22 protein-coding genes and 1 tRNA gene are annotated in these 21,997 nt (G+C 34.3%); 11 read left to right on the top strand and 12 right to left on the bottom strand.

Annotated elements, in window-relative coordinates; all coding sequences use genetic code 11:
- Window position 1 precedes the first annotated feature (1 nt).
- Window positions 2-625, bottom strand: coding sequence for a hypothetical protein (locus ABZC13_RS03545; RefSeq protein WP_373000179.1), 624 nt, complete (start codon window positions 623-625; stop codon window positions 2-4).
- Between the two features lie 29 nt (window positions 626-654).
- Between ABZC13_RS03545 and truC the strand changes: the two genes are divergently transcribed.
- Window positions 655-1,407: a tRNA pseudouridine(65) synthase TruC gene (truC, locus tag ABZC13_RS03550; protein WP_373000182.1), complete on the top strand. Its 753-nt coding sequence runs from the start codon at window positions 655-657 to the stop codon at window positions 1,405-1,407.
- Here the strand turns inward: truC and ABZC13_RS03555 are convergent.
- Together ABZC13_RS03555 and ABZC13_RS03560 are read right to left on the bottom strand one after the other, a co-directional pair.
- Window positions 1,355-1,639 (bottom strand): heavy-metal-associated domain-containing protein, encoded by a 285-nt coding sequence (locus tag ABZC13_RS03555; protein WP_373000185.1) that lies wholly within the window; start codon window positions 1,637-1,639, stop codon window positions 1,355-1,357. The two genes, truC and ABZC13_RS03555, sit on opposite strands and share 53 nt — an antisense overlap.
- The gene (locus ABZC13_RS03560; protein WP_373000188.1) at window positions 1,636-4,512 is read right to left on the bottom strand and encodes a hypothetical protein; all 2,877 of its coding nucleotides are present in this window, start codon (window positions 4,510-4,512) and stop codon (window positions 1,636-1,638) included. Before ABZC13_RS03560 ends, ABZC13_RS03555 begins: the two co-directional genes overlap by 4 nt.
- 103 nt (window positions 4,513-4,615) lie before the next feature.
- On the opposite strand from ABZC13_RS03560, the gene ABZC13_RS03565 reads away from it, so the two are divergent.
- The 3 genes from ABZC13_RS03565 to ABZC13_RS03575 all read left to right on the top strand — a co-directional run bounded on the left by ABZC13_RS03565 (window position 4,616) and on the right by ABZC13_RS03575 (window position 6,900).
- On the top strand, window positions 4,616-5,059 hold the full coding sequence (locus ABZC13_RS03565; RefSeq protein WP_373000191.1) for a hypothetical protein: 444 nt from the start codon (window positions 4,616-4,618) through the stop codon (window positions 5,057-5,059).
- A gap of 8 nt (window positions 5,060-5,067) precedes the next feature.
- Window positions 5,068-5,946, top strand: coding sequence for a radical SAM protein (locus ABZC13_RS03570; RefSeq protein ID WP_373000194.1), 879 nt, complete (start codon window positions 5,068-5,070; stop codon window positions 5,944-5,946).
- A gap of 165 nt (window positions 5,947-6,111) precedes the next feature.
- Window positions 6,112-6,900: a hypothetical protein gene (locus ABZC13_RS03575; protein WP_373000197.1), complete on the top strand. Its 789-nt coding sequence runs from the start codon at window positions 6,112-6,114 to the stop codon at window positions 6,898-6,900.
- Between the two features lie 72 nt (window positions 6,901-6,972).
- On the opposite strand, the gene ABZC13_RS03580 is transcribed toward ABZC13_RS03575, so the two are convergent.
- Together ABZC13_RS03580 and ABZC13_RS03585 are read right to left on the bottom strand one after the other, a co-directional pair.
- Window positions 6,973-7,049 (bottom strand) — tRNA-Met (locus ABZC13_RS03580).
- A gap of 95 nt (window positions 7,050-7,144) precedes the next feature.
- On the bottom strand, window positions 7,145-8,983 hold the full coding sequence (locus ABZC13_RS03585; protein WP_373000200.1) for a diguanylate cyclase: 1,839 nt from the start codon (window positions 8,981-8,983) through the stop codon (window positions 7,145-7,147).
- A 171-nt stretch (window positions 8,984-9,154) separates the two neighbouring features.
- Here ABZC13_RS03585 and groES point away from each other — a divergent pair, with 171 nt between their 5' ends.
- From groES to ABZC13_RS03610, 5 genes are all read left to right on the top strand, one after another.
- Complete coding sequence (gene groES, locus ABZC13_RS03590; protein ID WP_373000203.1) at window positions 9,155-9,415, top strand: co-chaperone GroES; 261 nt, start codon at window positions 9,155-9,157, stop codon at window positions 9,413-9,415.
- 4 nt (window positions 9,416-9,419) lie between these two features.
- Window positions 9,420-11,054: a chaperonin GroEL gene (gene groL / locus ABZC13_RS03595; RefSeq protein WP_373000206.1), complete on the top strand. Its 1,635-nt coding sequence runs from the start codon at window positions 9,420-9,422 to the stop codon at window positions 11,052-11,054.
- A gap of 496 nt (window positions 11,055-11,550) precedes the next feature.
- On the top strand, window positions 11,551-12,939 hold the full coding sequence (locus ABZC13_RS03600; protein ID WP_373000210.1) for an FAD-dependent oxidoreductase: 1,389 nt from the start codon (window positions 11,551-11,553) through the stop codon (window positions 12,937-12,939).
- A 92-nt stretch (window positions 12,940-13,031) separates the two neighbouring features.
- Window positions 13,032-13,757 (top strand): Rieske 2Fe-2S domain-containing protein, encoded by a 726-nt coding sequence (locus ABZC13_RS03605; protein ID WP_373000213.1) that lies wholly within the window; start codon window positions 13,032-13,034, stop codon window positions 13,755-13,757.
- A 9-nt stretch (window positions 13,758-13,766) separates the two neighbouring features.
- Window positions 13,767-14,183, top strand: coding sequence for a hypothetical protein (locus tag ABZC13_RS03610; RefSeq protein WP_373000216.1), 417 nt, complete (start codon window positions 13,767-13,769; stop codon window positions 14,181-14,183).
- A 12-nt stretch (window positions 14,184-14,195) separates the two neighbouring features.
- On the opposite strand, the gene ABZC13_RS03615 is transcribed toward ABZC13_RS03610, so the two are convergent.
- Window positions 14,196-15,689: a diguanylate cyclase gene (locus ABZC13_RS03615; protein ID WP_373000219.1), complete on the bottom strand. Its 1,494-nt coding sequence runs from the start codon at window positions 15,687-15,689 to the stop codon at window positions 14,196-14,198.
- A 340-nt stretch (window positions 15,690-16,029) separates the two neighbouring features.
- Between ABZC13_RS03615 and ABZC13_RS03620 the strand changes: the two genes are divergently transcribed.
- Complete coding sequence (locus tag ABZC13_RS03620) at window positions 16,030-17,625, top strand: EAL domain-containing protein (protein WP_373000222.1); 1,596 nt, start codon at window positions 16,030-16,032, stop codon at window positions 17,623-17,625.
- A 140-nt stretch (window positions 17,626-17,765) separates the two neighbouring features.
- Here ABZC13_RS03620 and tpx read toward each other — a convergent pair whose 3' ends face one another.
- Entirely contained in the window at window positions 17,766-18,275 is a 510-nt protein-coding gene (tpx, locus tag ABZC13_RS03625) for a thiol peroxidase (RefSeq protein WP_373000225.1), read from the bottom strand.
- A 101-nt stretch (window positions 18,276-18,376) separates the two neighbouring features.
- On the opposite strand from tpx, the gene ABZC13_RS03630 reads away from it, so the two are divergent.
- Complete coding sequence (locus ABZC13_RS03630; RefSeq protein WP_373000227.1) at window positions 18,377-18,616, top strand: hypothetical protein; 240 nt, start codon at window positions 18,377-18,379, stop codon at window positions 18,614-18,616.
- Between the two features lie 4 nt (window positions 18,617-18,620).
- Here ABZC13_RS03630 and exbD read toward each other — a convergent pair whose 3' ends face one another.
- From exbD to pyrC, 5 genes are read right to left on the bottom strand one after another with little or no spacing between them, the layout of a single operon-like run.
- The gene (exbD, locus tag ABZC13_RS03635) at window positions 18,621-19,013 is read right to left on the bottom strand and encodes a TonB system transport protein ExbD (protein WP_373000230.1); all 393 of its coding nucleotides are present in this window, start codon (window positions 19,011-19,013) and stop codon (window positions 18,621-18,623) included.
- 2 nt (window positions 19,014-19,015) lie between these two features.
- On the bottom strand, window positions 19,016-19,465 hold the full coding sequence (gene exbB, locus ABZC13_RS03640; protein ID WP_373000233.1) for a TonB-system energizer ExbB: 450 nt from the start codon (window positions 19,463-19,465) through the stop codon (window positions 19,016-19,018).
- Window positions 19,465-20,295: a sensor histidine kinase gene (locus ABZC13_RS03645; RefSeq protein ID WP_373000237.1), complete on the bottom strand. Its 831-nt coding sequence runs from the start codon at window positions 20,293-20,295 to the stop codon at window positions 19,465-19,467. The genes exbB and ABZC13_RS03645 overlap by 1 nt, the downstream gene beginning before the upstream one ends.
- Window positions 20,285-20,938 (bottom strand): response regulator transcription factor, encoded by a 654-nt coding sequence (locus ABZC13_RS03650; protein WP_373000240.1) that lies wholly within the window; start codon window positions 20,936-20,938, stop codon window positions 20,285-20,287. Before ABZC13_RS03650 ends, ABZC13_RS03645 begins: the two co-directional genes overlap by 11 nt.
- Window positions 20,931-21,938 (bottom strand): dihydroorotase, encoded by a 1,008-nt coding sequence (gene pyrC, locus ABZC13_RS03655; RefSeq protein ID WP_373000243.1) that lies wholly within the window; start codon window positions 21,936-21,938, stop codon window positions 20,931-20,933. Before pyrC ends, ABZC13_RS03650 begins: the two co-directional genes overlap by 8 nt.
- Between the last annotated feature and the right edge of the window lie 59 nt (window positions 21,939-21,997).

Consider the following 21,997-nt stretch of genomic DNA (forward strand, 5'->3'; position numbering starts at 1 on the left):
ACTAATCTTCATCAAATAAACGGTGATAAAGTAAACCGTAACTAATATATGTCATTGGTATAGTCCAGATTAGACCGATGCCAAGAGGTAAGGCACTGATTATAATGATAATGCCACTAAGAAGAGATAATCCAAAGAACTTAAACCACTGCTCTGTTACAGTTTTACGAGACAGTTCCATAGCTTCCCAAACGCCAAGCCCCTTGTCTACTATAAGTGTATAAACAAAAGCGTAAGAGACAGCAAGATAGACGCCGGGGATGATAAGCAGTAAAAAACCGATTGTAAGGATTAGTGTCATTGCAACGTAAGCTAACATTATTGGGATTATCATCCCAAAGTAGTCAAATATAGATGGAATGCTCAACTCTTCTTCTCTTGCACGTTTTACTCCAAGAATCATGATTCCGATTAAGATAGGAAGAGTAAAGAGCATCTCTACGGTCGAAGAAGCATAAGCGTTTACAAGTGATTCACCGTTTGGAAATATAAACTCTACAAGTGATTTAACAAATAGAGCGATTAGAGCATATATTATTATTGAGCCAACAAAAGTAAGTTTAACTCCCTCTGTACGACGAAAGCCCTCTTTTAAAACACCGGTTATGGAGAAATCATAAGTCATATGAAGCCTTTTTTGATATTATACCAAGTATGTTTAAAGATTATAAATTAGAAATTTTATATAGAGATGATTATCTTGTCTGCATCAACAAACCAAGTGGACTTCTTGTCCACAAGTCTATGATAGACAGACACGAGATATATTTTGCTATGAAGATGCTGCGTGACCAGATAGGGCAGTGGGTATATCCTATTCACAGGTTGGATAAACCGACATCGGGTGTTTTGCTTTTTGCACTGGATAAAGAGACGGCAAAACTAATGTCCGAACAGTTTAAAGAGCACACAACTAAAAAAACATACATCTGTGTAGTTCGTGGATATACAGAAGCATCTGGACTAATAAATCATGCGCTAAAAGAGAAACTGGATAAGATAGCAGATAAAGATGCAGGCAAAGAAAAAGAGGCTCAAGAAGCTGTTACAGAGTATGATACCCTTGCCGCAGTAGAACTTGACTTTGTAGTTGGCAGATATGATAAGACCCGCTACTCTCTCGTAAAAGTAAAACCGCGGACAGGTCGAAAGCATCAGATACGAAGACATATGAAACATATCTCGCATCACATCTTAGGTGATACAAAATATGGACGTGGAGAACATAATATATTTGTACGAGATAAGTTCAATTGTCATAGACTACTTCTTCATGCGATATCTTTGGAGTTTAAACATCCATACACGCATGAGACTCTGCTTGTAGGTGCAGGTTTGGATGAGATATTTAACTCTATTCTTGGTTCATTTTTCCAACAGCACACGACACAAAGCTCTTTGCTTTAAGTCCAGTTGCTCTAAAAGTTCCAAGTATCTCATCATCCATCGGATAACCAAGACCTCTCATCTTTTTACGAAAAAGTTTTTCGTGCTCTTCATCTGTTATCTCCAGCGTTACTACTCTCGGGTCTTGTTCTAAGTCGACTTCAACCTCGCCAAAATTTTCTCTTAGTGATTCTTTTACAGTGTTAGCACAACCCCCACATTTAATGTTTAGTGCTTTAAAACTTTTTTTCATTTATTCTCCTTTATAGATTCTTTATTTAAATTTTTTGGATGTATTACTTTGCCATCATATATTACATTACATCCCTTTGGCATGATTATATTTGGTCTAAGGATGTTTGATGTAGATTCTATAAGAGATGAACTCTCTGAAACTACATCAGAAGTGATAGATATATTGGCATCCGTTCTAAAAACTTGGTTTACTCCAAACGAAGCAACATCATCTATGGTCTCAGTTGAAAAGTTAAGAATCTTTCTACCAGTCTTTAAAATAGAAGTAGGTACTCTCTCTACTATATTAACAAGAGTTGAGGTGGTTTTCGCTGCTTTAGGGTCTTTAATATTTCCACTTAAGGCTTGTGTGATGATCGCACATCCTTGTCTATCTACTATGCTGACATCAAGAGAATTTATATCTCCGTTTTGCTTAAAGTCACCAATGGCTGCTATGAGAAACTTATCAGTTCTGAATGCCACATCATCAAGTTTTACGTTTTTATCTTTTAGAGAGGTATTTAACTGTAGATGATTTATATTTGTCTGGCTTTTGTTTGCATCTGTAAAGTTAGAAAAGATGGATTTTGACATACTTAGAACATTAAGACCCATTAAATCGTTAACTGTTGATATCTTTTCATCTATATTGATACCTATTATTACGGAATTTTTAAGAGAGATATCACTCTTCGCTGACTTTTCTTTTATGTTATAAGAAGCAGCACCATTTAAATCACCACAAATAAAAATATCATTTTCATTGATGAGGTGAGCCACTTTTGTTATGTCTAGATGCTTTAGTCCTATAGATAAGATACTTTTTTCTAAAGTAAGCTTTGCTTCACCGCCTAGCGAGTTTGTTGTTATGTTTAGAGCATCTGTATATTCGCCGTCAATTTTAAAAGGACCATGAAATGCGTTTGCCATCAACGCTCTGTATTTATAAAGATCTTGTACATCAAATAAAAAGTCAGTTTTTATCTGCTCATTTTCATAAGAAAAAGAGTGTACTACTAGCTTGTCTTGTCCATGTGCTAAAAATCCTTTTGCTTCATATGGAGCTTTTGGCTCTATCTTGATATCCAGTTTTAGAGGTATATGCTCTTTTTTATAGTGCATAACAAGATTGTCTTTTATTCTTAGTAGCTTTGGAGTGTACTGACCGCTTAGATCTAGTGAAAGCGAGTTGTCTATCCTTTCGAGTTTCATATTTCTGCGTAGTTCATCACTCTTTATCTTAAAGTCTATAACTTCAAGACTCCCTTGAGCTTCAACGTTCACAAGCCCAAAGAGTATCTTAGGTTTTTCAAGTGCTGTGGCTAGTCTGTGTAGATTCATGTCATATGTATAAAATTTAAAATGTTTATTTTCTAGTTCTAAACGTGTTATGGCACCAAAACTGGAACTGTAAGCATTAAGTGTAAGGTGTTTTTTGTAGCTTGCTTTTCCACTCACATCAAATGAGTCTTTTTCAAGTGGCACAGATGCTTTGAAGTTTGACTCAAGCAGTTTTGACTTTAGATTGTACGAACCGTCAGCTTCTGCATGGATATTACGCTTTTTTACTTTTGCATCTGTCTCTATAGAGAAGTTTACTTTTTCAAAATCACCTTTTGCCTTTATGTCGATTAGACCACTTGCCTGAGGTTTTACAGATGCAAACTTTTGAAGTTCTTCTAAATCGAGTCTTTTCATACTTACATCAAACTTTTTATCTTCTAGATGCAAGGTTGTATTACCCTTAAAATTATTGCTTTTAGCATCTAGTTTTAAGATGTCTTTGAAGTAGATATCACCGCTAAATGCAAAAAGTTTTTTCATAAACGAGGCACTTAGTTTGTATGAAGTAGTCAGTTTTTTATCTTTGTACTTCAAGTCTGGAACGCTCAGTCTTACTCTCTCTACTCTTTGCTTATCGGCCACGAGCCAAGGAGAGCTAAAAATGAAGTCACTGTCTAGTGTCTTTGTATCTATCTTCCCTTTTAGGTTTAGATATCCACGTGCTAGAGGTTTTTGCTCTGCTGCTTTTAAGACCTTTGATAGATGCAGGTTTCTAGCGTTGTAGTAAAGTATATCTTTTTTGTAAGTAGCATCTAAATCTCCACCAAATGATGAAGTGTGCATTGAAGTATAAAGTGTTTTAGTGTTTATCTTGAGCTTGTCTATGTCCAGTTTTACATCTTTAAAGGCTATTTTTGTAGATGCTGAGATGTTTCCATCTTTAAAAGTTCCATTTGCTTCTAGACTCGTTTTGTAAAAGTTTGGAGGTTTAAATGATGTTACAAGTTTGTAGTTTGCTTCTCTCTGAAATAGTTTTATATCTACATCTTTGATATGAGTACCTGAAATATTTATGGCTTTTGTTTGCAAGTCTATAGATGTATTGGCATCTGTATATAGGTTGAGATCAAAGTCTACTACTGCATCTACTTTTACCTCTTTGTTGTTTTGCTCTTGAAGTGTCTTTAGACTTAGAGAAGTGGCATCTACACCAACGTACCAGTTCTCTTTTAACTGTTTTACTGTGACTTTCGCATCTGCTCCGTAAAGAGAAGCATCTCCGGTTATCAGAAGCACCTTATCGTAGTAGATATCTGCAGTAGCCTCACCACGACCCTTGAGTGGGTGGAAAGTTTTAAAAGCATCTATATCACCACTGTAATAAGCTCTGACTTTAAGTGGATAGATGCCTATGACGTTTGCACTTATAGTGTTGTCTGACTCTGAGATGTATGCGTCTGCTCTAAGAGGAATGATACTGATAGAAGTGACTTTTACTTTTTGCTCTAAAAGCTTTGAAGCGTACTCTTCTATAAAGTGTGATGTGACAGGTTTAAAGAGAAAAACGACAGCGATTACAAGAACACCGAAAATATACTTTATCACTACAAGCTTCCTCTTTTTTTAAGCATTTTACTACATTGCACCTTGTCAATGTTTAATTTATACTCTTTATGTATAATCCCTTTATATTTACTCAGGAGAAATCATGGAAGCAATCTATCCATACGCACATATTATCCACCTTATTTTAGCGATAATCTTTTTAGGTTATGTATTTAGCGATTTGGCTGTTATCTCGACACTTAAGAACAAGTTTGAAAAAGATACACAACAGAAGATAAACCAGACACTTGGAAAAAGAAGTTTTAAAATCTTTCCACTTACACTTCTGTTTTTAGTGCTGACTGGTGGTATGATGATGTCAAAGTTCATCAACTCAGATGCAGGTTTCTTTGAGACTGATCTACAGAAAATCTTAGTGTTTAAAATAGCACTAGTTCTTATCATAGTAGCAGGTGTAGGTTCTAACCTTTATGTGAAGTTTACAAAGGGCAAGAAGAGCAACTTTATGGAACATCACTTTCATAAACTTGTAATCGTTCTAGGGCTTTTTATAGTTATAGCTGCTAAGTGGATGTTTTTAGTTTAGAGACTTAGATGCTAGAGTACTCATACCCGCTTTATAGACCACCCGCAGAAGCTGACAATATCATCATCCAAGCTACCTATGGGTGTAGCTACAACAACTGCACATTTTGTTCGATGTACAAAACAAAGAGCTTTGAAGTAAGAGCTATAGAAGATGTCTTTAGAGATGTCGATACTCTTGCTCACTCATATCCAGATGCAAGAAAAGTGTTTTTGGCTGATGGAGATGCCCTAGCCCTTGATACGGACTACCTTTTAAAACTACTCTCTTACTTAAAACAATCATTTCCTAAACTCGGACGCGTCTCACTCTACGCATCTGCACAAAACATACTAAATAAATCAAGCCAAGAGTTAGAAGAGTTAAAGAAAAACGGTCTGAACCTAATCTACTACGGAGTAGAGACGGGTAGTAACACAGTTCTAAAGAAGATAACAAAAGGTGTAAGCCAAAGCGAGATCATCGAGTCACTAAATAAAGCCTCAGATGCAGGGCTGAAAATATCTGCGACAGTCATACTCGGTATGGGTGGGACAAAGTATTCGGATGAACACATAAAAGAGAGTGCAAAGATAATCAACGCTACAAAAGTAAACTACCTCTCAACTCTGCAACTAGGACTCGAAGAGGACTCAAAAGATAAGTTTTACAAACACTTCAATGACTTTGAGATGCTAGACGATACAGAGCTGCTCCAAGAACAAAAAAAGTTTCTACAACTACTAAACCCGACTAACAAAATCATCTTCCGCTCAAACCACGCATCTAACGCCTTGCATCTAGCAGGAAACTTACCAAGAGAGAAGGGAAGGCTGATAGAAGAACTAGACCATGCTTTAAGTGTTGGTGAGATAGCTTTTGTGCCTCGGATGTTTCGCGGGTTTTAAAATATAGATATATTCTCTATGTAAAACAATAAAAACCTCGTATACTGACTATTCATCTTTATCTTATCTGATTAAAATAATCTTATAAAAACCTTACAACTTGAATATATTAATAGGATATAATGTTTTATGTGAAATTATAATACTGTGTAAAAAAGGAAACTAATGAAACCAGAAGCACATAGAATGATTACGGATATAGCTATCTCTCGTTGTGGTGACGTATTGTCAGAGAAAATGAAATCATTCAAAACTGAGATTATTCAGGGAACTGATGATGAAGATAGTACCCAGTTTTACTCTCGTATTACAAATTGGCATTTTTATAGAGCAAATGATTTGATTCCGAAAACTGTAAATAGGTATTATGGAGAATGCAAGACAACTTCAGAAGATATTCTTCAAAAGCGCATAGATGATATGAAAAGCTTTAGCACCGATGATAAAGAGTATTACAACAATTTAGGACGTGTCATTCACCATATACAAGACATGAGTACTCCATCTCATGTCGTCCCTGTCTACCATGCACTTTTTATCAAGGATCATTTTGAAAAATATATGGTCAAACATATTAACGAGAGTGATTTAAGAGATGCTGTGCTTTTAGATAATGAAGTGATAGATTTTAAATCAATATACAATAAGTCTGCAATAGAAACACTAAACTACGTCGACAATACTTCTTTCAATGCAGAGGATATATACAGTATAACTGTAGATCTGCCTCTAAGTATGTTTTGGGAAAGTTATAATCCAAATAAAAATAGCATAAAAGGCTTTGGCTCGTATGGCACTCTGCATAAAGCGTTTAAAAAGATAAAAGACAAAACGGAGGTGTCTGTAGATGATTATACGATACAAAAAGAAGAGTTGGACAAGATAAATGTATATGTATATAACAAAGCCCTGCAAGACACATGTGAAGCGCTGATATATGCTAATCAACTATAGATATATAGAACTTTAGTTAGTGATGGTTTTAAGTTTTGATTGTTTGTTTTTGAAGGGTTCTACAAAATGAAATGGTGTCAAGAGGGGGACTTGAACCCCCGACCCCCGGCTTATGAGACCAGTGCTCTAACCAGCTGAGCTACCGTGACATTTATTTTGTAGGTCGGAATTATAACCATGGAAAGCTTTTATTTTCCTTTTGCTTGGTTATAATCCTTAAATTTGCAAAAAAGCGGCTTTAAACCTAGTAGCTATCTCCAACTTCTGTGTTGTCCAGCATATCCTTGTTAAAGGCTACAACCTTGTTTCTTCCAGTATCTTTTGCTTGGTAAAGAGACATATCCGCAAATTTAATACATTTCCATATACTATCACTGTCTTTTGGAAAGTTTGAACAACCAACACTTAGAGTTTTTGAGAAACTATCTCCATTAGCATAGATTTTTTGTTTTGAAAATTCAATTCTTATAGTTTCTGCAATCTCGATTATTTTTTCTTCTTCACAATTATAAAGAAGTACTAAGAACTCTTCTCCACCATATCTAATAGCCATATCAGCTTTGCGAATACTACTCTTAATTACTCCAGAGACCATTCGAATCGCTTCATCTCCGACATCATGTCCATAGTTGTCATTTATCATCTTAAAGTAATCGATATCTATCATCATAACACCAAAAGAAGTTCCAGCACGTACGGCTTGAGGAATAGAAACATCAGCAAATTCATCTAAAAATTTACGGTTATACATATCTGTTAACTGATCCACTCTAGCCATCTGGTTAAGTGTCTGCATCAATTTTTTACTAACTATCGCAGGCCTTGCAGTAGTTATGTAATCTTCTATATCGCTCGTAATAGTTCTAACATGCTCAGTATCTTTAACACCTTTGGTTACTATGGTAAGAACTAAAGTTAACTCATTTGAGATAGTATATGGTGTACAGATATACTCAGTATCTTCAAGTTTGTAAAGTTCACAAGAGTTTTTAAATATGCTAGAATCAACACTTGAATGAATGCGGTCTGCTCTACACTCACCCTCCAAAATCTCACAATGACAACCGTTTTCACTATATACAATTTTTTTGACTTTGTTCATCGTATCTATCTCTGTCATAGTAAAATCATCCAGTTTGAAGTGATCTTTTAAGACAGAAGCAATACGGTTATATATATCTTCTAAGTCTTTATCATTTTCTATTGTCTGTTTGAACTTGTATATATCTGAAAGTCTCTCTATTGTAGTGTTGATATTTATGAGAGGATCAGGCTCTTTTACATAGTTCTTATTTTTTATAAATACATATACTTTTTTGTCTAACTCTTCAAATGTGTGTTGAAGTTTTTCGAGCATGGTATTTAGCATTTTTGCTACAGTTTCACTCTCTTTGTTCTGATGCCCTTTAATTCTTACAGAGTAATCACCATGATAAGCACTTTGCATAACGTCTCTTATAGAGTAAAATATACTTACAAACGGTTTTATAAATCTAGTTATAACCATAAAGACAAATATAATCGTAACAATAGTGATAGCCATGTTATAAAGAACAGTTCTTAGACTGCTTGTGCGTATCTCTGAAATATCCATGACCATACTTACAACACCTAAAACTTCACCTTCTTTGGCTTTATGACATGCCATACAGTTTGGAGTTCCATACTCTGTAGCTACAAACGGTATGCTGACGCGCATCATACTTTTACTTGCTGTTTCAGTAGTTAAAGATTTTGTTTTTCCAGATTTTAATACCTCTGTATCTATTTTATCTCTTGGTGTTTCATTGTTATGGCCTTCACCATACTGTTCTATTACGGTAGGAGATCGAGCTATCCAAAGCTCACTGATTTTTTCTACACTTCCTATTTGATCAAGAAAGTAATCTCTTTGATCCATAATCCCGTTAACCATATGTGAAGTCAAGCCAATCTTTACTATTTCAGCAGTCAGACTTGCCCTGTTTTCAGCAGTTTTTACACCGTATTCCCTGAAGTTTAATGCTGTGCTTATAATCATCGAAATAAAGAATATAGAAAAGATGATAACTAAAGCAGTGATTACTTTTTGTCTGGATTCCATAACACAACCTTATAGTTTTTTTAGATTCTATCACAAATAATACTATTTAAGGACAATTTATGATTTTTTTTTAATTTTTATAAAATCTATAATTAATTATTTACCAAAAATTTACCTATTATTGGGTAGCATCCAATTTATAAAATATTTACAAAATATATAAGGATATGTATGAACTTTCAACCATTAGGCAAAAGAGTTTTAGTAAAAAGAGTAGAGGAAGCAAATACAACTGCTTCTGGAATCATTATCCCAGATAGTGCAACTGAAAAACCTTCTCAGGGTGAAGTTGTAGCTGTAAGTAAAGAAGTTTCAGATCTGGCAAACGGAAACGTAGTTTTATTTGGAAAGTATTCAGGAAACGAAGTTTCTCTTGGTGCGGATAAATTTTTAGTATTAGATACTGATGATATTTTTGGGATAATAGGATAATTTAATGGCAAAAGAAATAATTTTTTCAGACAATGCTCGTAATGCATTAGCTCGTGGTGTTCAAAAGCTAACAGATGCAGTAAAAGTCACAATGGGACCTCGCGGTCGTAATGTACTTATTCAAAAAAGTTACGGTTCTCCTGTAATCACCAAAGATGGTGTTTCAGTTGCTCGTGAGATTGAACTAAAAGACAAATTAGAAGATATGGGTGCTCAACTTGTAAAACAAGTTGCATCTAACACTGCTGATGAAGCTGGTGACGGTACTACAACAGCTACAGTTTTAGCAAATGCAATCTTCTCAGAAGGTCTTAGAAATATCACTGCCGGAGCTAATCCTGTGGAAGTTAAGCGTGGTATGGATAAAGCTTGCGAAGCAATACTTGAAAACCTAAAAGCAGCTAGTAAAACTGTAAACGGTAAGCAAGATATCGCTCAAGTAGCTACAATCTCTGCAAACTCAGATACTTCTATTGGTGATATGATTGCTGAAGCTATGGATAGAGTTGGTCAAGACGGTGTTATTACGGTTGAAGAAGCTAAAGGTATCTCTGATGAGTTAGATGTTGTTGAAGGTATGCAGTTTGACCGTGGTTACTTAAGTCCTTACTTCATCACAAACACTGAAAAAATGACTGCTGAGATAGAGAATCCTTGGATTCTTTTAGCTGATAGTAAAATCTCTTCACTTAAAGATTTACTTCCAGTTTTAGAGCAAGTTCAAAAAACTAACCGTCCACTTCTTATCATCGCTGAAGATGTAGAAGGTGAAGCACTTTCAACTCTAGTTGTAAATAAACTTCGTGGTGTTTTAAATATCTCTGCTGTTAAAGCTCCAGGCTTTGGTGACAGAAGAAAAGCTATGCTTCAAGATATTGCAACACTAACTGCAGGAACTGTTATATCAGAAGAGACAGGTCATACTATCGAAGGTGCAACTATTCAACTTTTAGGTCAAGCTTCTCGTGTAATTATTGACAAAGATAACACTGTTATCGTAAATGGCGCAGGTAGTGAAGAATCAGTTGCTGGCAGAATAGCTGAAATCAAAGTTCAACTAGATGCTACAACTTCTGAGTATGATAAAGAAAAACTTCAAGAGCGTCTTGCAAAACTTTCAGGTGGAGTAGCAGTAATCAAAGTTGGTGCTGCAACTGAGACTGAGATGAAAGAGAAAAAAGATCGTGTAGATGATGCTTTATCTGCTACAAAAGCTGCGGTTGAAGAAGGCATTATTATCGGTGGTGGAGCTGCTTTAGTTCGTGCTGGAGCAAAAGTTAAGCTTGAGCTTGAAGGTGACCAGCAAATCGGTTGTGAAATTATTCTTCGTGCTGTAAAAGCACCTATCAAACAAATCGCTGAAAATGCAGGTTATGATACTGGTGTTGTAGTAAATGCTGTAGAAACTGCTGATAATGAGAACATTGGTTTTAATGCTGCAACTGGTGAGTATGTAGATATGTTTGAGGCTGGAATAATAGATCCACTTAAAGTTGCTCGTGTAGCTTTACTAAACGCAACTTCTGTTTCAAGTCTACTTCTTACAACAGAAGCCGCAATCTATGAAATCCCAGAAGAAAATCCAGCGGATATGGGTGGCGGAATGCCTCCACAAATGGGTATGCCAGGTATGATGTAATAACTCTACTTAACTTCTATCTCTGAGATCACTTGTATTAGTGGTCTCAAACTTACTTCTAATTTTCTGCTAGTAACCTTTTTAAAAAAATAAATCTTCTTTATTCATGTTTTCAACTATATCTGAAACTAATTTAAATAGACTTTTCACTATATATAGTGTTATTTAGTAACATATTTAAAGTTTTATAGAAGTAATTGAAAATATTCTTATAAAATAATAATAAGAAAATTATCAATACTTATCAACATTTATTGTTTCTTATGTATACATTTTTATCAAGAAAGTATAGTATTATATACTATTTATATATTTTTAAGTAACTAAAAATGTGACATTGCATAATAAATACTTATTTCTACAATTTGTCATAAAATGACAAAGTTGACTAAAATCAATGTCTAAGTTTTATTTTATATCATAAATTGTAATATTTTCGCAGTACAAAAATCAGTATTGATTTTTGAAACACTACCATACTACAAAAGGAAAATTTATGAATATGAATCGTCGTGACGCGCTAAAAGTAGGAGCAGTAAGTGTAGCTGCAGTTGCTGCAACAGCTATAACAGGCTGTGCTGGAACAGAAGCTAAGCCAGCAGCTAAAGCAAGCGCTGAGGCAGGAACAGTTCTTGGTAAACATCAAGTTGTTGTAATTGGTGGAGGCTTCGGTGGTCTTACAGTTGCTAAAGGTTTAATGAAAAAGGATAAAAACTTTGATGTGCTAGTTATTGAAAAAAATGACACTTTTATGTCTTGTCCTTTTTCCAATACTAACCTTGGTAAGCTAGATGGTGTTAACTTAGGTACATTTGTATTTGATTATGCTCAGCCTGTTGATAAGCACGGTTACAACATGTTACATTCAGAAGTTGTTAGTATAGATAGAACAGCAAAAGAAGTTCATACTGCTGCTGGTATTGTTAAGTATGATATTTTAGTTCTATCTCCTGGTATTGCTTATAATTATGAAGGTCAATTTCCAACTTTTTCTAAAGAGAAAATCAATGGTCTTCGTAGAAGTGCTCCTGGTGCATTAATTCCAGGGAGTGAGCATGTTATTTTAGAGAGAAACTTAGCAAATATGGAAGATGGTAATGTGATTATAACTGTTCCATCTGGCAAATTCCGTTGTCCACCTGCTCCATTTGAAAGAGCAGCTATGATTGCAGCGTATATGAAAAAAGAAGGAATTAACGGTAAAGTTATCATCCTTAATCCAACTAACAAAATTGCTAAAGGCGCTGCATTTAAAGAGGCTTGGAAAGACTTGTACGGAGATAATGTAGTTCATATGGATAACTGTAAGATTGATGATGTAGATGTAAAAGCTAAAACAATTACATATACTCAAAGCACTAAAGATATGGATGAAGTTGTAAAGAGCCAAAAAACTATTAAGTATGAGGTTCTAAACCTTATCCCTAATAACAAAGCTAACCCTGTTGTTGAAATGGCTGGATTAGAGACTACAAAAGATTCATTTGGTAAAGTAGTAATGAACGGTTGTTCTTTCCAAACTAAATCTGATAAAGATGTTTATGCTGTTGGTGATGTTGTAGCTCATGCTATCCCACCAAGTGGACAGACTGCTAACTGGGCTGGAAAACAGTGTGCGGAAGAAATTGCTCACCGTTTACATGGTAAAGCTTACACTCTTGCAGTTAAAGCTGCACCAGTTAAAGCTGGTAATGTATGTTACTCAATGGTCGGTGACAAGCCAGAGGAAGCTATTATGGTTACTCATGACTTTAGCTGGGATGGTAAAATTATCAAAGGTAAAGGTCATGTACCTAAAGCTCCTAGCGGTAAATATCGTTCATCAGGTACAGCTAAAGCTACTCGTGACTGGTATCGTGGAGTTATGGCTGACCTATTTAGTTAGGCAACACTTTAGAAGGGTTTTTCCCCTTCTAAGTTTTAACTAAAAATTAACTGTAGTTTTTAGTTGAAATTTAAGAAACTCAAGGAAACTTCATGGATAGAAGAAATTTTTTAAAAATTGCCGGTGTGGGTGCTGCAATAGCAATAGCTCCCTCAACAATTACAGGAAGACTTTATGCAAGCGAAGGTGCACTCTTTCAAAGCTATGAAAAAGTACAACTTGTAGATGCTAATGGAAAACCGATCAAGGCTTCATCACTTAAGCAAGAGACTAACTATGTGTTTAACTACCCATTTGTAGGTACTCCATCTATTCTTTTAGATTTAGGAGAGCAAACTGCTGAGAATGTTACTTTAAAATCGGAAGACGGTGAAGAGTATCTTTGGAAGAGCGGTGTCGGAGCGAACAGAAGCATAGTAGCATATAGTGCTATTTGTTCTCATCAATTGGCTCATCCGACTCCTGATGATAGTTTTTTACAATATCTGCCTCGCGGTAAAAAGACCATGGCGTGTGAGCAAAGCGGTATTATGGTGTGTTCTTCACATCTATCAGCGTTTGATACAAAGAAAGGTTGTAAACATATAGCAGGTCCTGCTGAACAGCCTTTAGCATCTATTGTTATTGAGGTAGATAAAGATGACAATATATGGGCATCTGCTGTACTTGGTCCGGATAAGTTTCATGAGTATTTTAAAGCATTTAAACCAGAGTTTAAAAAATATTATGGTGGAAAAAGAAAAGCTAAAAAACGTGTAATGGACAATGCTCTAACAGTTACTCTGAGTGAGTACACTAAAGAAATAATTCAATACTAAAGAGGAAATATGAAAAAAATTATTATTACTGTAATCTCGCTACTGTTAACTTCTTCGTTATATGCAGGAGATAAAACTCAACAAGCAAAACTATCTTCAGATATGAGAAATATGCTTGAAGCTGTTGTAAATATCCAAAGAGCCGGTTTTTATAACAATAAAGAAGGTATCAAGAATGCCGCACAAATTCTCATAAATAATTTAGACTCTTTAATAGAAACTGACGCTTCAACATATCTGCCAGATTCTAAAGCAAATGCAGGTAAATTTGCCAAAAAAAGAGCTAAGATGATTAAAATGTATGCTGAGGATTTAGTTTTGGCAATAGATGGTGATAATTTTGATGATAGTCTTGAAGATTATAATCAAATACTAAAACAGTGTACGTCTTGTCACTCTAGAATCAGAGAAAGAAAATGGAAATAACAACTTCATAACTTAGATGTTTTTGTAGACGATAACTTTGTTCTTTCCACTATGCTTAGCTTCGTATAGTGCTGTGTCAGCATTGTGTACTATAGTTTGATGTGTGTCTTCACTTGTATATTCTGCAACACCGACACTACAGCTTACTTGCGTTGCTTCTTCAAAATCGTATTTGTAGATGCTCTCTCTGATTTTTTCAGCAACAATAAGGGCATTATTTAAAGAAGTCTCAGTTGAGATGACAATAAATTCTTCCCCACCCCATCTTCCAAAATAATCACTCTCTCTAATAGTAGAAGTTACTACTTTAGCAATGTTCTTAAGAACCTTATCTCCAATGTTGTGCCCAAAAGTATCATTTATATTTTTAAAATCATCTATATCAAAGATTATAACAGAGAGTTCATGGTTATAACGTTTTGCTATTTTTAGCTCTTTAATGAGAATGGTTTCTATAGATTTTCTGTTATGGATCTTAGTTAGGTGATCAACATTTACAAGTTTTAAAAGAGTACGGTTTTTGATCTCGAGTTTACTTTGGTAGCTGTTTATGACATTTATATAGTTGTTAAATATTTTTCTCATCAGATAAAAAGAAAGAAAAAGAAGAATTATTACTGAAATAATAGATGTGTTTTTTACTATATTTATCTCATCTGTGTAATAGTTTAGATTTTTAATAAAAAGAACTTTACCAATTTCCTTATTTGAGATGTCTTTTATGGTGTTTATTGTAAAAATTATATTGCTATTCTTGTCATTTTCAATAATAGCAAGCTTATCATCTTTAATTGTAGAAGTAATGCAATTACAGTCTTTATCTGTACCGCAGTTACAAACTGGAGAAGTAGTACAGTTACATATAGTTGTACTTTTACAGGCACATATATTGTTTATGTCTGATTCTATGGAATAGTAGTCGTTAGAGTATGAACTATAAGTTATGTTTTTGTTATTTTCATGGATGATTTTGAAGATATTCTTTTTCAAAAGTAAAATACTTTTGAAATCATAGTTTTGATTGAATGTGTCTAAAATATAGTTGACGTTAATACCAAATTCAAATACACCTAAATGATCACCTTTTTCATTTGACACAGGAAGAGCCAGTCTATAGTAAACTCCGTATCTACCTGCTTCCATAGCAATTACTTTATTTTTTGTTTGGTTTACTTTGTTGATCATGTGTCTGATAAAACTTAGATCATCTCCAAATTTTTCAGGTTTATGTAGTCTTAAAAAACTTCTTGTATCTTTGGTGTGAAAGTGCATGATCTTTAAGTAAGGATTATCATCGCTTAATTTTTTATATATAGGTGCCGTTATACTTGAAAGTTTTTTTCTATCGTAATTCTCAAAGGCTTCTAAAACTTCTCTATTCATGAGTATATTATTAGCAACAGACTCATATCTTTGAGCAACATTTTTTAGTGTGTTATAGTATATTTTAGAGGCAATGTTTTTTTCTTCTTTTACTATAAGATCTAGAGCAAACTTATGGTGCATATAGCCTAGGTAGAGGAAGAAAATTGTAATAAAAGTTATAATTCCTATAATTGTAAAAAACATATGTTTAGTGCTGTTTACAATTTTCAAATTATTGTTATTCTTATCCAAATAATCTCTCTTTTCTCTTTTGATTCTAACTGCTCTCTAATAGGTTTATTATATAATGGTAGCATAGAATAATTGTCAAAATAATGTGATAAGTGTATTATAGCTTTTAATTTATTATAGTTTTATATAACCAACAATTATATGATTATTTTTGATAGATGCTATACTATGTATGTCAGAATCAATTTTGATATATCGGGCATATTTGCTTATGTAAGAGGGGTAAAGTATGGAAGACGAATCTATATTTGAACAGTATAAAGATGCAGTTGATAAGAGTAGTATATTTTCAAAGACAGATATTAAAGGTAATATAACTTATGTAAATGATAAGTTTTGTGAGGTATCTGAGTATAGCAGAGAAGAACTTTTAGGACGCACGCACGCTATTATAAAAGATCCGACTGCTCCCAAGTCTGTATTTAAAGAGATTTGGCGAACAATATCAGATGGAAATATCTGGAATGGTGTCCTTAAAAATATTAAAAAAAGTGGCAATGCCTACTATGTAAACTCTACAATATATCCTATTAAAGATTCAAGTGGGAAGATTTTAGAGTATATATCAATAAGACAAGATATTACAGAACTTATAAAAAGTCAACAACTGCTAGAGATTTACTCAACAGATACCCTCACACACCTACCAAACAGAGAAAAACTAAATGAAAGATTAAGATCAAATGATGATGAGTTAATGGCAATCTTACTTGATATCAAAGATTTTACTGTTATCAATGATCTCTATGGTGAGAGGATTGCTGATGAAATATTACTGGAAGCTTCACAAAGGCTAAAAAGTTATATTTCTAATGAGAGTGTAGTACTCTATAAACTTGATTCAGATCGATACTTTATCTTAGTAGATGATAAGAGTTTATTTAGTAAGTATGAGTCTTTGATAGAGTTTGCTCTTTTATCAGAAGATAATTTTATTATCAATGATATTGTGGTGACTTTTAATATTTCGATGGCATGTGGTTCAAAAGATCTTTTGAGTAAAACATCTTTGGCTCTAAAAGAGGCTAAAAAAACAAAACACAGATACTACATTTATAATGATTCTATAAATACAAAAGAGATTCATCAACTAAACTTAAAAAGGTTTAATGACTTTAAAGATGCTCTTATCAACGATAGAATAGAACCTTTCTTTCAGCCAATTGTAGATGCTAAAACAGAAGAAGTTGTTAAGTATGAAGCTCTGGCTCGTATTAGAGATGCCGATGGAAATGTTATAGCTGTTTCGGACTTTTTAAGTATTGCAGAGAAGAGTAGCTTCTTTGAGAACTTTACAAGACAGATTATTCAGAAAATATTTGCAGTATCCAAAGCTTCAAATAAAGAAGTTACTATCAATCTTACATATGAGAATATTAATTCTCATAAGTTAGTCACATACATAGAAAATAGGCTTAAAAAACATGATGGACCTACAATCACATTTGAGATGCTAGAATCTGAAGAGATAAGAGACTATAGTGTTTTAGAAGACTTTATTAACATGGTTAAGAGTTACGGTGCTTTGATTGCAATAGATGACTTTGGAACAGGATATTCAAATTTTACACATCTCTCCAAATTTAGAGCTGATTTTGTTAAAATAGACGGTTCTATAATTGGAAATATTCAGAGTGATGATAACTGTAGGTTGATTTTATCTATCTTGGTAGATTATGCAAAAAGAAATAACATTAAAGTAATAGCTGAGTTTGTATCAGATGCAGATATTGCTAAAACGGTTAGAGACTTAGGTGTAGATTTACTTCAAGGTTATCACTACGGAAAAGCGGAGAACGCTGCTTTTTACAACTTGACTTCTTAGGGTGGAGTATGAAAAATATAATATTAATAGTGCTTTTTTTTTAAGTTCAAGTCTATTTGCACTAGATACTTCAAAGACGGAAGTAAGCATAAAATGACTAAGGCTCACTTCCTAGGAATTGGCTATAAAGTTAAGTGAATTTATCTAGCTTCTTTGATAGCTTCAAGTGCAGCTTCGTAGTTTGGTTCGGCTGTTACTTCAGAAACAATTTCTTTATAAGTTATTATTCCACTTCTGTCGATTACAAAAACAGCTCTTGCACTAAGACCTATGAGTTTATTATCAGCCATTAAAACACCAAAAGCTTTACTAACATCTTTGTTAATATAGTCAGATGCAACAGTCAGGTTCTCAATACCTTCTGTAGTACAAAAACGATCAGCCGCAAATGGCAAATCCATAGAGATAACAGTTGTCTCGCAGATATCCAAGTTATTGACATCAACGTTAAACCTTCTTGTTTCAGCCGCACAAGTATCAGTATCGAGTGATGGTACTGTAATGATTAGTTGAATTTTATCTTTCGCTCCACCGATTTCTACGTCACTTAGATCAGTGCCCGTAGCTATTACTGTCGGTGCCGCATCACCAACATTAAGTGCATTCCCTGCCAAGTTTACAGTTGTACCATTAAAAGTTGTTGTTTGCATGTAGTTTCCTTAAATTAATTTTAAAATATACTATCATAAAAATAATGTAAGTTATCTTATTTAGTATATAATTGGAATCCAAAAAATAATAAAGAGTAATAATGCAAAACCCCTTTGAATCAGGTCATATTAGAAATTATATTTTACTTTATGTAAGTATTGTTGTAATCATGGTGCTATTTTTTATAGCAAGTACACTTTTTAGAGAGAACAAAGATGTTGATAAAAAGGTTTTTAGTACACAAGTAAGTAAGTCTGTTCAAGAGAGCATTAAATCAGAAGAAAAAGAAGAAGAGCCGAGCTTAACTTCTAAGATTAAGCTCATGGATAAATCATACTAAAGAGTTACTCTTTAGTAACTATATAAAGCTGTTCGTGTTTTAAGCGTTTTAATATATCCATAACAGTTACAAAGTCTTGAAATCTTGACTCTTTGTCACTTCTAAGAACAACAGTCTGTTTTTTATCTATCTGAGATAGTTTTGCTTCAAGACCTTTAGCATCTATTTTCTCTTTCTCATAGAACATCTCGCCTTTAGCATTTACATAAACACTTATCTCTTTTTTGAGGTCTTCTTTTTTAGAGGCTTTTGCTTCAGGTAGTTCAACAGGGATAACACCCTGTTTTATAAATGTAGCTGTAGTTAAAACCATAACTAAAAGAACAAGCATGATATCGATAAACGGGATAACATTTATCTGGTCAAATCTTTTTGGTTGTTTTTTACACCTAGCCATTATTAGTGCTCTTTTGTGTCTTGAATCACATCATAGGCAGTTAGTATTTTTTCTACTTTACGAAGTACAACAGTATAAGCAACAATAGCAGGCATAGCTACGATAAGACCCATAGCAGTAGCCTTTAGTGCGAGAGCAAGACCAGTCATGATCTTTTTAGCATCTACAGCTCCAGCATCACCCATTGTGTAAAATGTAATCATAATCCCCACAACCGTCCCAAGAAGTCCAACATAAGGAGCATTTGAGCCGATAGCACTGATAACACCGATGTTGTCAGTTAAGTCCATTTCTAATACATCCCTATGATTATAGTCATCAAAACGAACACTTTTGTAAAACATCATTCTCTCTATAAATAACCATAGAGTTACAATACTCATAAGTATTAAAATTCCCATTACACCGTAGTCAAGTGCCTCTTCTGCGTATGCTAAAAAGTTGCTTTCCATTAATCGTCCTTAAATTTTAGTAATACTGTTGTTCCATAATCCGGTTTAGACTTGAAATTCAGTTCTATGTTTTGTGTGTCACAAAATCTTTTAACCATGCTAAGACCTATTCCAAAACCCCGCATATTATCATTAGATTGATAATAGTTGTCAAATATTTGAATAAGTTCGACTTCATCCATACCGCAACCATAATCTTTTATATGGAGTGAATTATCACTTAAAGTTATATCACATTTATTACTGTTTGGTGAATATTTTACAGCATTATCAATAATGTTGTCAATGACTTTAGCCAAGCCTGTTCGATCGCTTATTATTTGTGTAGTTTGAAGCTCCAAAGTGAACTCTACATGTGGATAAATATGCTTTAAAAACTGGGCCCTCTCTTTAACTAATTCATCAAGCATGAAATTCTCTTTTATCTCATGAAGAGTCTGCTTCTTTATCATATAATCCAGTTCGTTATATCTCTCTTGCAACATTGAACAGGCTGTCTCTATTCTACCTAATCTTTTTAAATCCTTCTCACTCTCCATATTTTTTTTAAGCATATTTGAGTTTGTCATGATAGTACTTATGGGAAGATTTAGCTCATGCAGAGTCTCTTTTGATAGGTTTTGCAAGTTTGTTACGTGCTCTTGGAGAGGATCAATCGCGAGTTTTGAGATCATTACCCCACCAAGAGCACTGAAACAGAGCATCACAATTGCCAGAAGAAAAATATTTTCTACTTCAACGACGGCTAAAAAGTAGTGAAGAGTACCCAAAAATGCACTTACGGTTAAGAAGTAGTATACAAAGATGCTGATGCGAAGATTACGGAACAAGTTTATACCCGATACCGCGAATATTTTCGATTGTCATTTGTGGAAGTAACTGCTTGATGCGGTTAATATAAACACGTATTGCCCCATCGCTTCCTGTTTGTGAAACACTCCAAAGCTCATCACTGATAAGCTCTTTTGGAACAGTGTTATTAACATGTTTCATAAGAAGTAGAAGAAGAGCATACTCTTTTTTTGAAAGATCAAGCTCTACTTCATCATACAAAATACGTTGATGAATCTCATCATGACATAGCAGCGCAATGCACTCTACGCTGCTGGACTTGCATCTTCTAAGAAGTGCATGAAGTCTAAGGATAAGTTCATCGCTATCAAAAGGCTTGGTAATATAGTCATCCGCTCCGCTCATAAAACCACGAGTAAGCATCTCTTTGTCTTTATGAGAAGTTAAAAAGATTGTAGGAGTTGAGTCCTGTGCTTCACGAAGTTCTTTTAAGACTGTGACGCCATCAATAAGAGGAACATTGATATCAAGTATGTAGATATGAAAGTTTTTATCGTATGTAGCGTCTATAGCGCTTTGCCCATTTGGTACATGCGTGACTTCAAAGTCATTTTCTTCTAGTAAATCAACAAGAGTCTCTCCAAAAAGGAGGTCATCTTCTAAAAGTAAAACTTTAGTCAACGCTCGCAATTGCCCAGTTGATTGCTTGACCTGCGTACATAGGTACTACATTTGCATAATGTTCAGGTATAACAAATGGTCTTTTTTCCAGAATAATTTCTTTAAATTCTGGGCAGAGACCGTAGATGCTCTGTGCATTGTCACTTACAAATGCTTGAAGATTATCAAGTTTGTCATATTGCTCAAAAATCTCACATAGAAGTTGAAGAGCTATAGGTGCTGTAAATATACCCGCAGCACAACCACAACTCTCTTTTTTTTCTTGTGGATGTGGTGCCGAGTCTGATCCAAACATAACTTTAGGATGAGCTTCTAGTGCCACACTTAGCAGTGCGTCTAAATCTTCTGGTCTTTTTGCGATAGGCTTACAGAAGTTGTGAGGCATCATCATACCGCCAACAACATCATCAAGCGTTAGTAAAAGGTGATGAACTGTAATAGTTGCATATAGGTTGTCGAACTTATCAAGCATATTTACAGCTTCTTTTGTAGTGATATGCTCCATAATGATTTTTAGATTTGGGAAGTTAGATGCAAGAAGTTCATAGATGCTCATAAACTCAGCTTCTCTATCCATAACAAAACCGTCAGTCTCACCATGAACACAAAGGGGAATATTTAAATTACTCATAGCTTCTAAAGTAGGGCGCATCTCTTCAATGTCAAAAGATGAAACACCACCTTCAGAGTTTGTTGTAATTCCTGCGGGATAAAGTTTTATAGCAGTGATTTCATCTGCAACACTCTCTAAAAATGCTTTGTCATAGTTCTTGTAAAACAGAGTCATATATGGTTCAAAAAAATCATTTGGAACTGCTGCCATAATCCTTTCTCTATATGCTTGAATATCTTCAAGTGTTGATACTGGAGGAACAAGATTTGGCATAACGATAGCACCGCTGAAGCTGTAGGCAGTAAGTGGAGCAACGTTTTCAAGCATAACACCGTCGCGAAGGTGAAGGTGCATATCTAGAGGCATTAAAAGAGTGTGAGTTGTCATTTTTTTCCTTGATTTATATGAATAAATTATTGAAGTGATTATAGCTAAATATGCTTTAA

Source organism: Sulfurimonas sp., from assembly GCF_041563035.1.
Classification (GTDB): Bacteria; Campylobacterota; Campylobacteria; order Campylobacterales; family Sulfurimonadaceae; genus Sulfurimonas.

Bases quoted from the DNA above. Each gene is read 5' to 3' on its own strand.
- ABZC13_RS03545 (WP_373000179.1), bottom strand. From the start codon at position 625: ATGACTTATGATTTCTCCATAACCGGTGTTTTAAAAGAGGGCTTTCGT.
- truC (WP_373000182.1), top strand. From the start codon at position 655: ATGTTTAAAGATTATAAATTAGAAATTTTATATAGAGATGATTATCTT.
- ABZC13_RS03555 (WP_373000185.1), bottom strand. From the start codon at position 1,639: ATGAAAAAAAGTTTTAAAGCACTAAACATTAAATGTGGGGGTTGTGCT.
- ABZC13_RS03565 (WP_373000191.1), top strand. From the start codon at position 4,616: ATGGAAGCAATCTATCCATACGCACATATTATCCACCTTATTTTAGCG.
- ABZC13_RS03570 (WP_373000194.1), top strand. From the start codon at position 5,068: ATGCTAGAGTACTCATACCCGCTTTATAGACCACCCGCAGAAGCTGAC.
- ABZC13_RS03575 (WP_373000197.1), top strand. From the start codon at position 6,112: ATGAAACCAGAAGCACATAGAATGATTACGGATATAGCTATCTCTCGT.
- ABZC13_RS03585 (WP_373000200.1), bottom strand. From the start codon at position 8,983: ATGGAATCCAGACAAAAAGTAATCACTGCTTTAGTTATCATCTTTTCT.
- groES (WP_373000203.1), top strand. From the start codon at position 9,155: ATGAACTTTCAACCATTAGGCAAAAGAGTTTTAGTAAAAAGAGTAGAG.
- groL (WP_373000206.1), top strand. From the start codon at position 9,420: ATGGCAAAAGAAATAATTTTTTCAGACAATGCTCGTAATGCATTAGCT.
- ABZC13_RS03600 (WP_373000210.1), top strand. From the start codon at position 11,551: ATGAATATGAATCGTCGTGACGCGCTAAAAGTAGGAGCAGTAAGTGTA.
- ABZC13_RS03605 (WP_373000213.1), top strand. From the start codon at position 13,032: ATGGATAGAAGAAATTTTTTAAAAATTGCCGGTGTGGGTGCTGCAATA.
- ABZC13_RS03610 (WP_373000216.1), top strand. From the start codon at position 13,767: ATGAAAAAAATTATTATTACTGTAATCTCGCTACTGTTAACTTCTTCG.
- ABZC13_RS03615 (WP_373000219.1), bottom strand. From the start codon at position 15,689: ATGCACCATAAGTTTGCTCTAGATCTTATAGTAAAAGAAGAAAAAAAC.
- ABZC13_RS03620 (WP_373000222.1), top strand. From the start codon at position 16,030: ATGGAAGACGAATCTATATTTGAACAGTATAAAGATGCAGTTGATAAG.
- tpx (WP_373000225.1), bottom strand. From the start codon at position 18,275: ATGCAAACAACAACTTTTAATGGTACAACTGTAAACTTGGCAGGGAAT.
- ABZC13_RS03630 (WP_373000227.1), top strand. From the start codon at position 18,377: ATGCAAAACCCCTTTGAATCAGGTCATATTAGAAATTATATTTTACTT.
- exbD (WP_373000230.1), bottom strand. From the start codon at position 19,013: ATGGCTAGGTGTAAAAAACAACCAAAAAGATTTGACCAGATAAATGTT.
- exbB (WP_373000233.1), bottom strand. From the start codon at position 19,465: ATGGAAAGCAACTTTTTAGCATACGCAGAAGAGGCACTTGACTACGGT.
- pyrC (WP_373000243.1), bottom strand. From the start codon at position 21,938: ATGACAACTCACACTCTTTTAATGCCTCTAGATATGCACCTTCACCTT.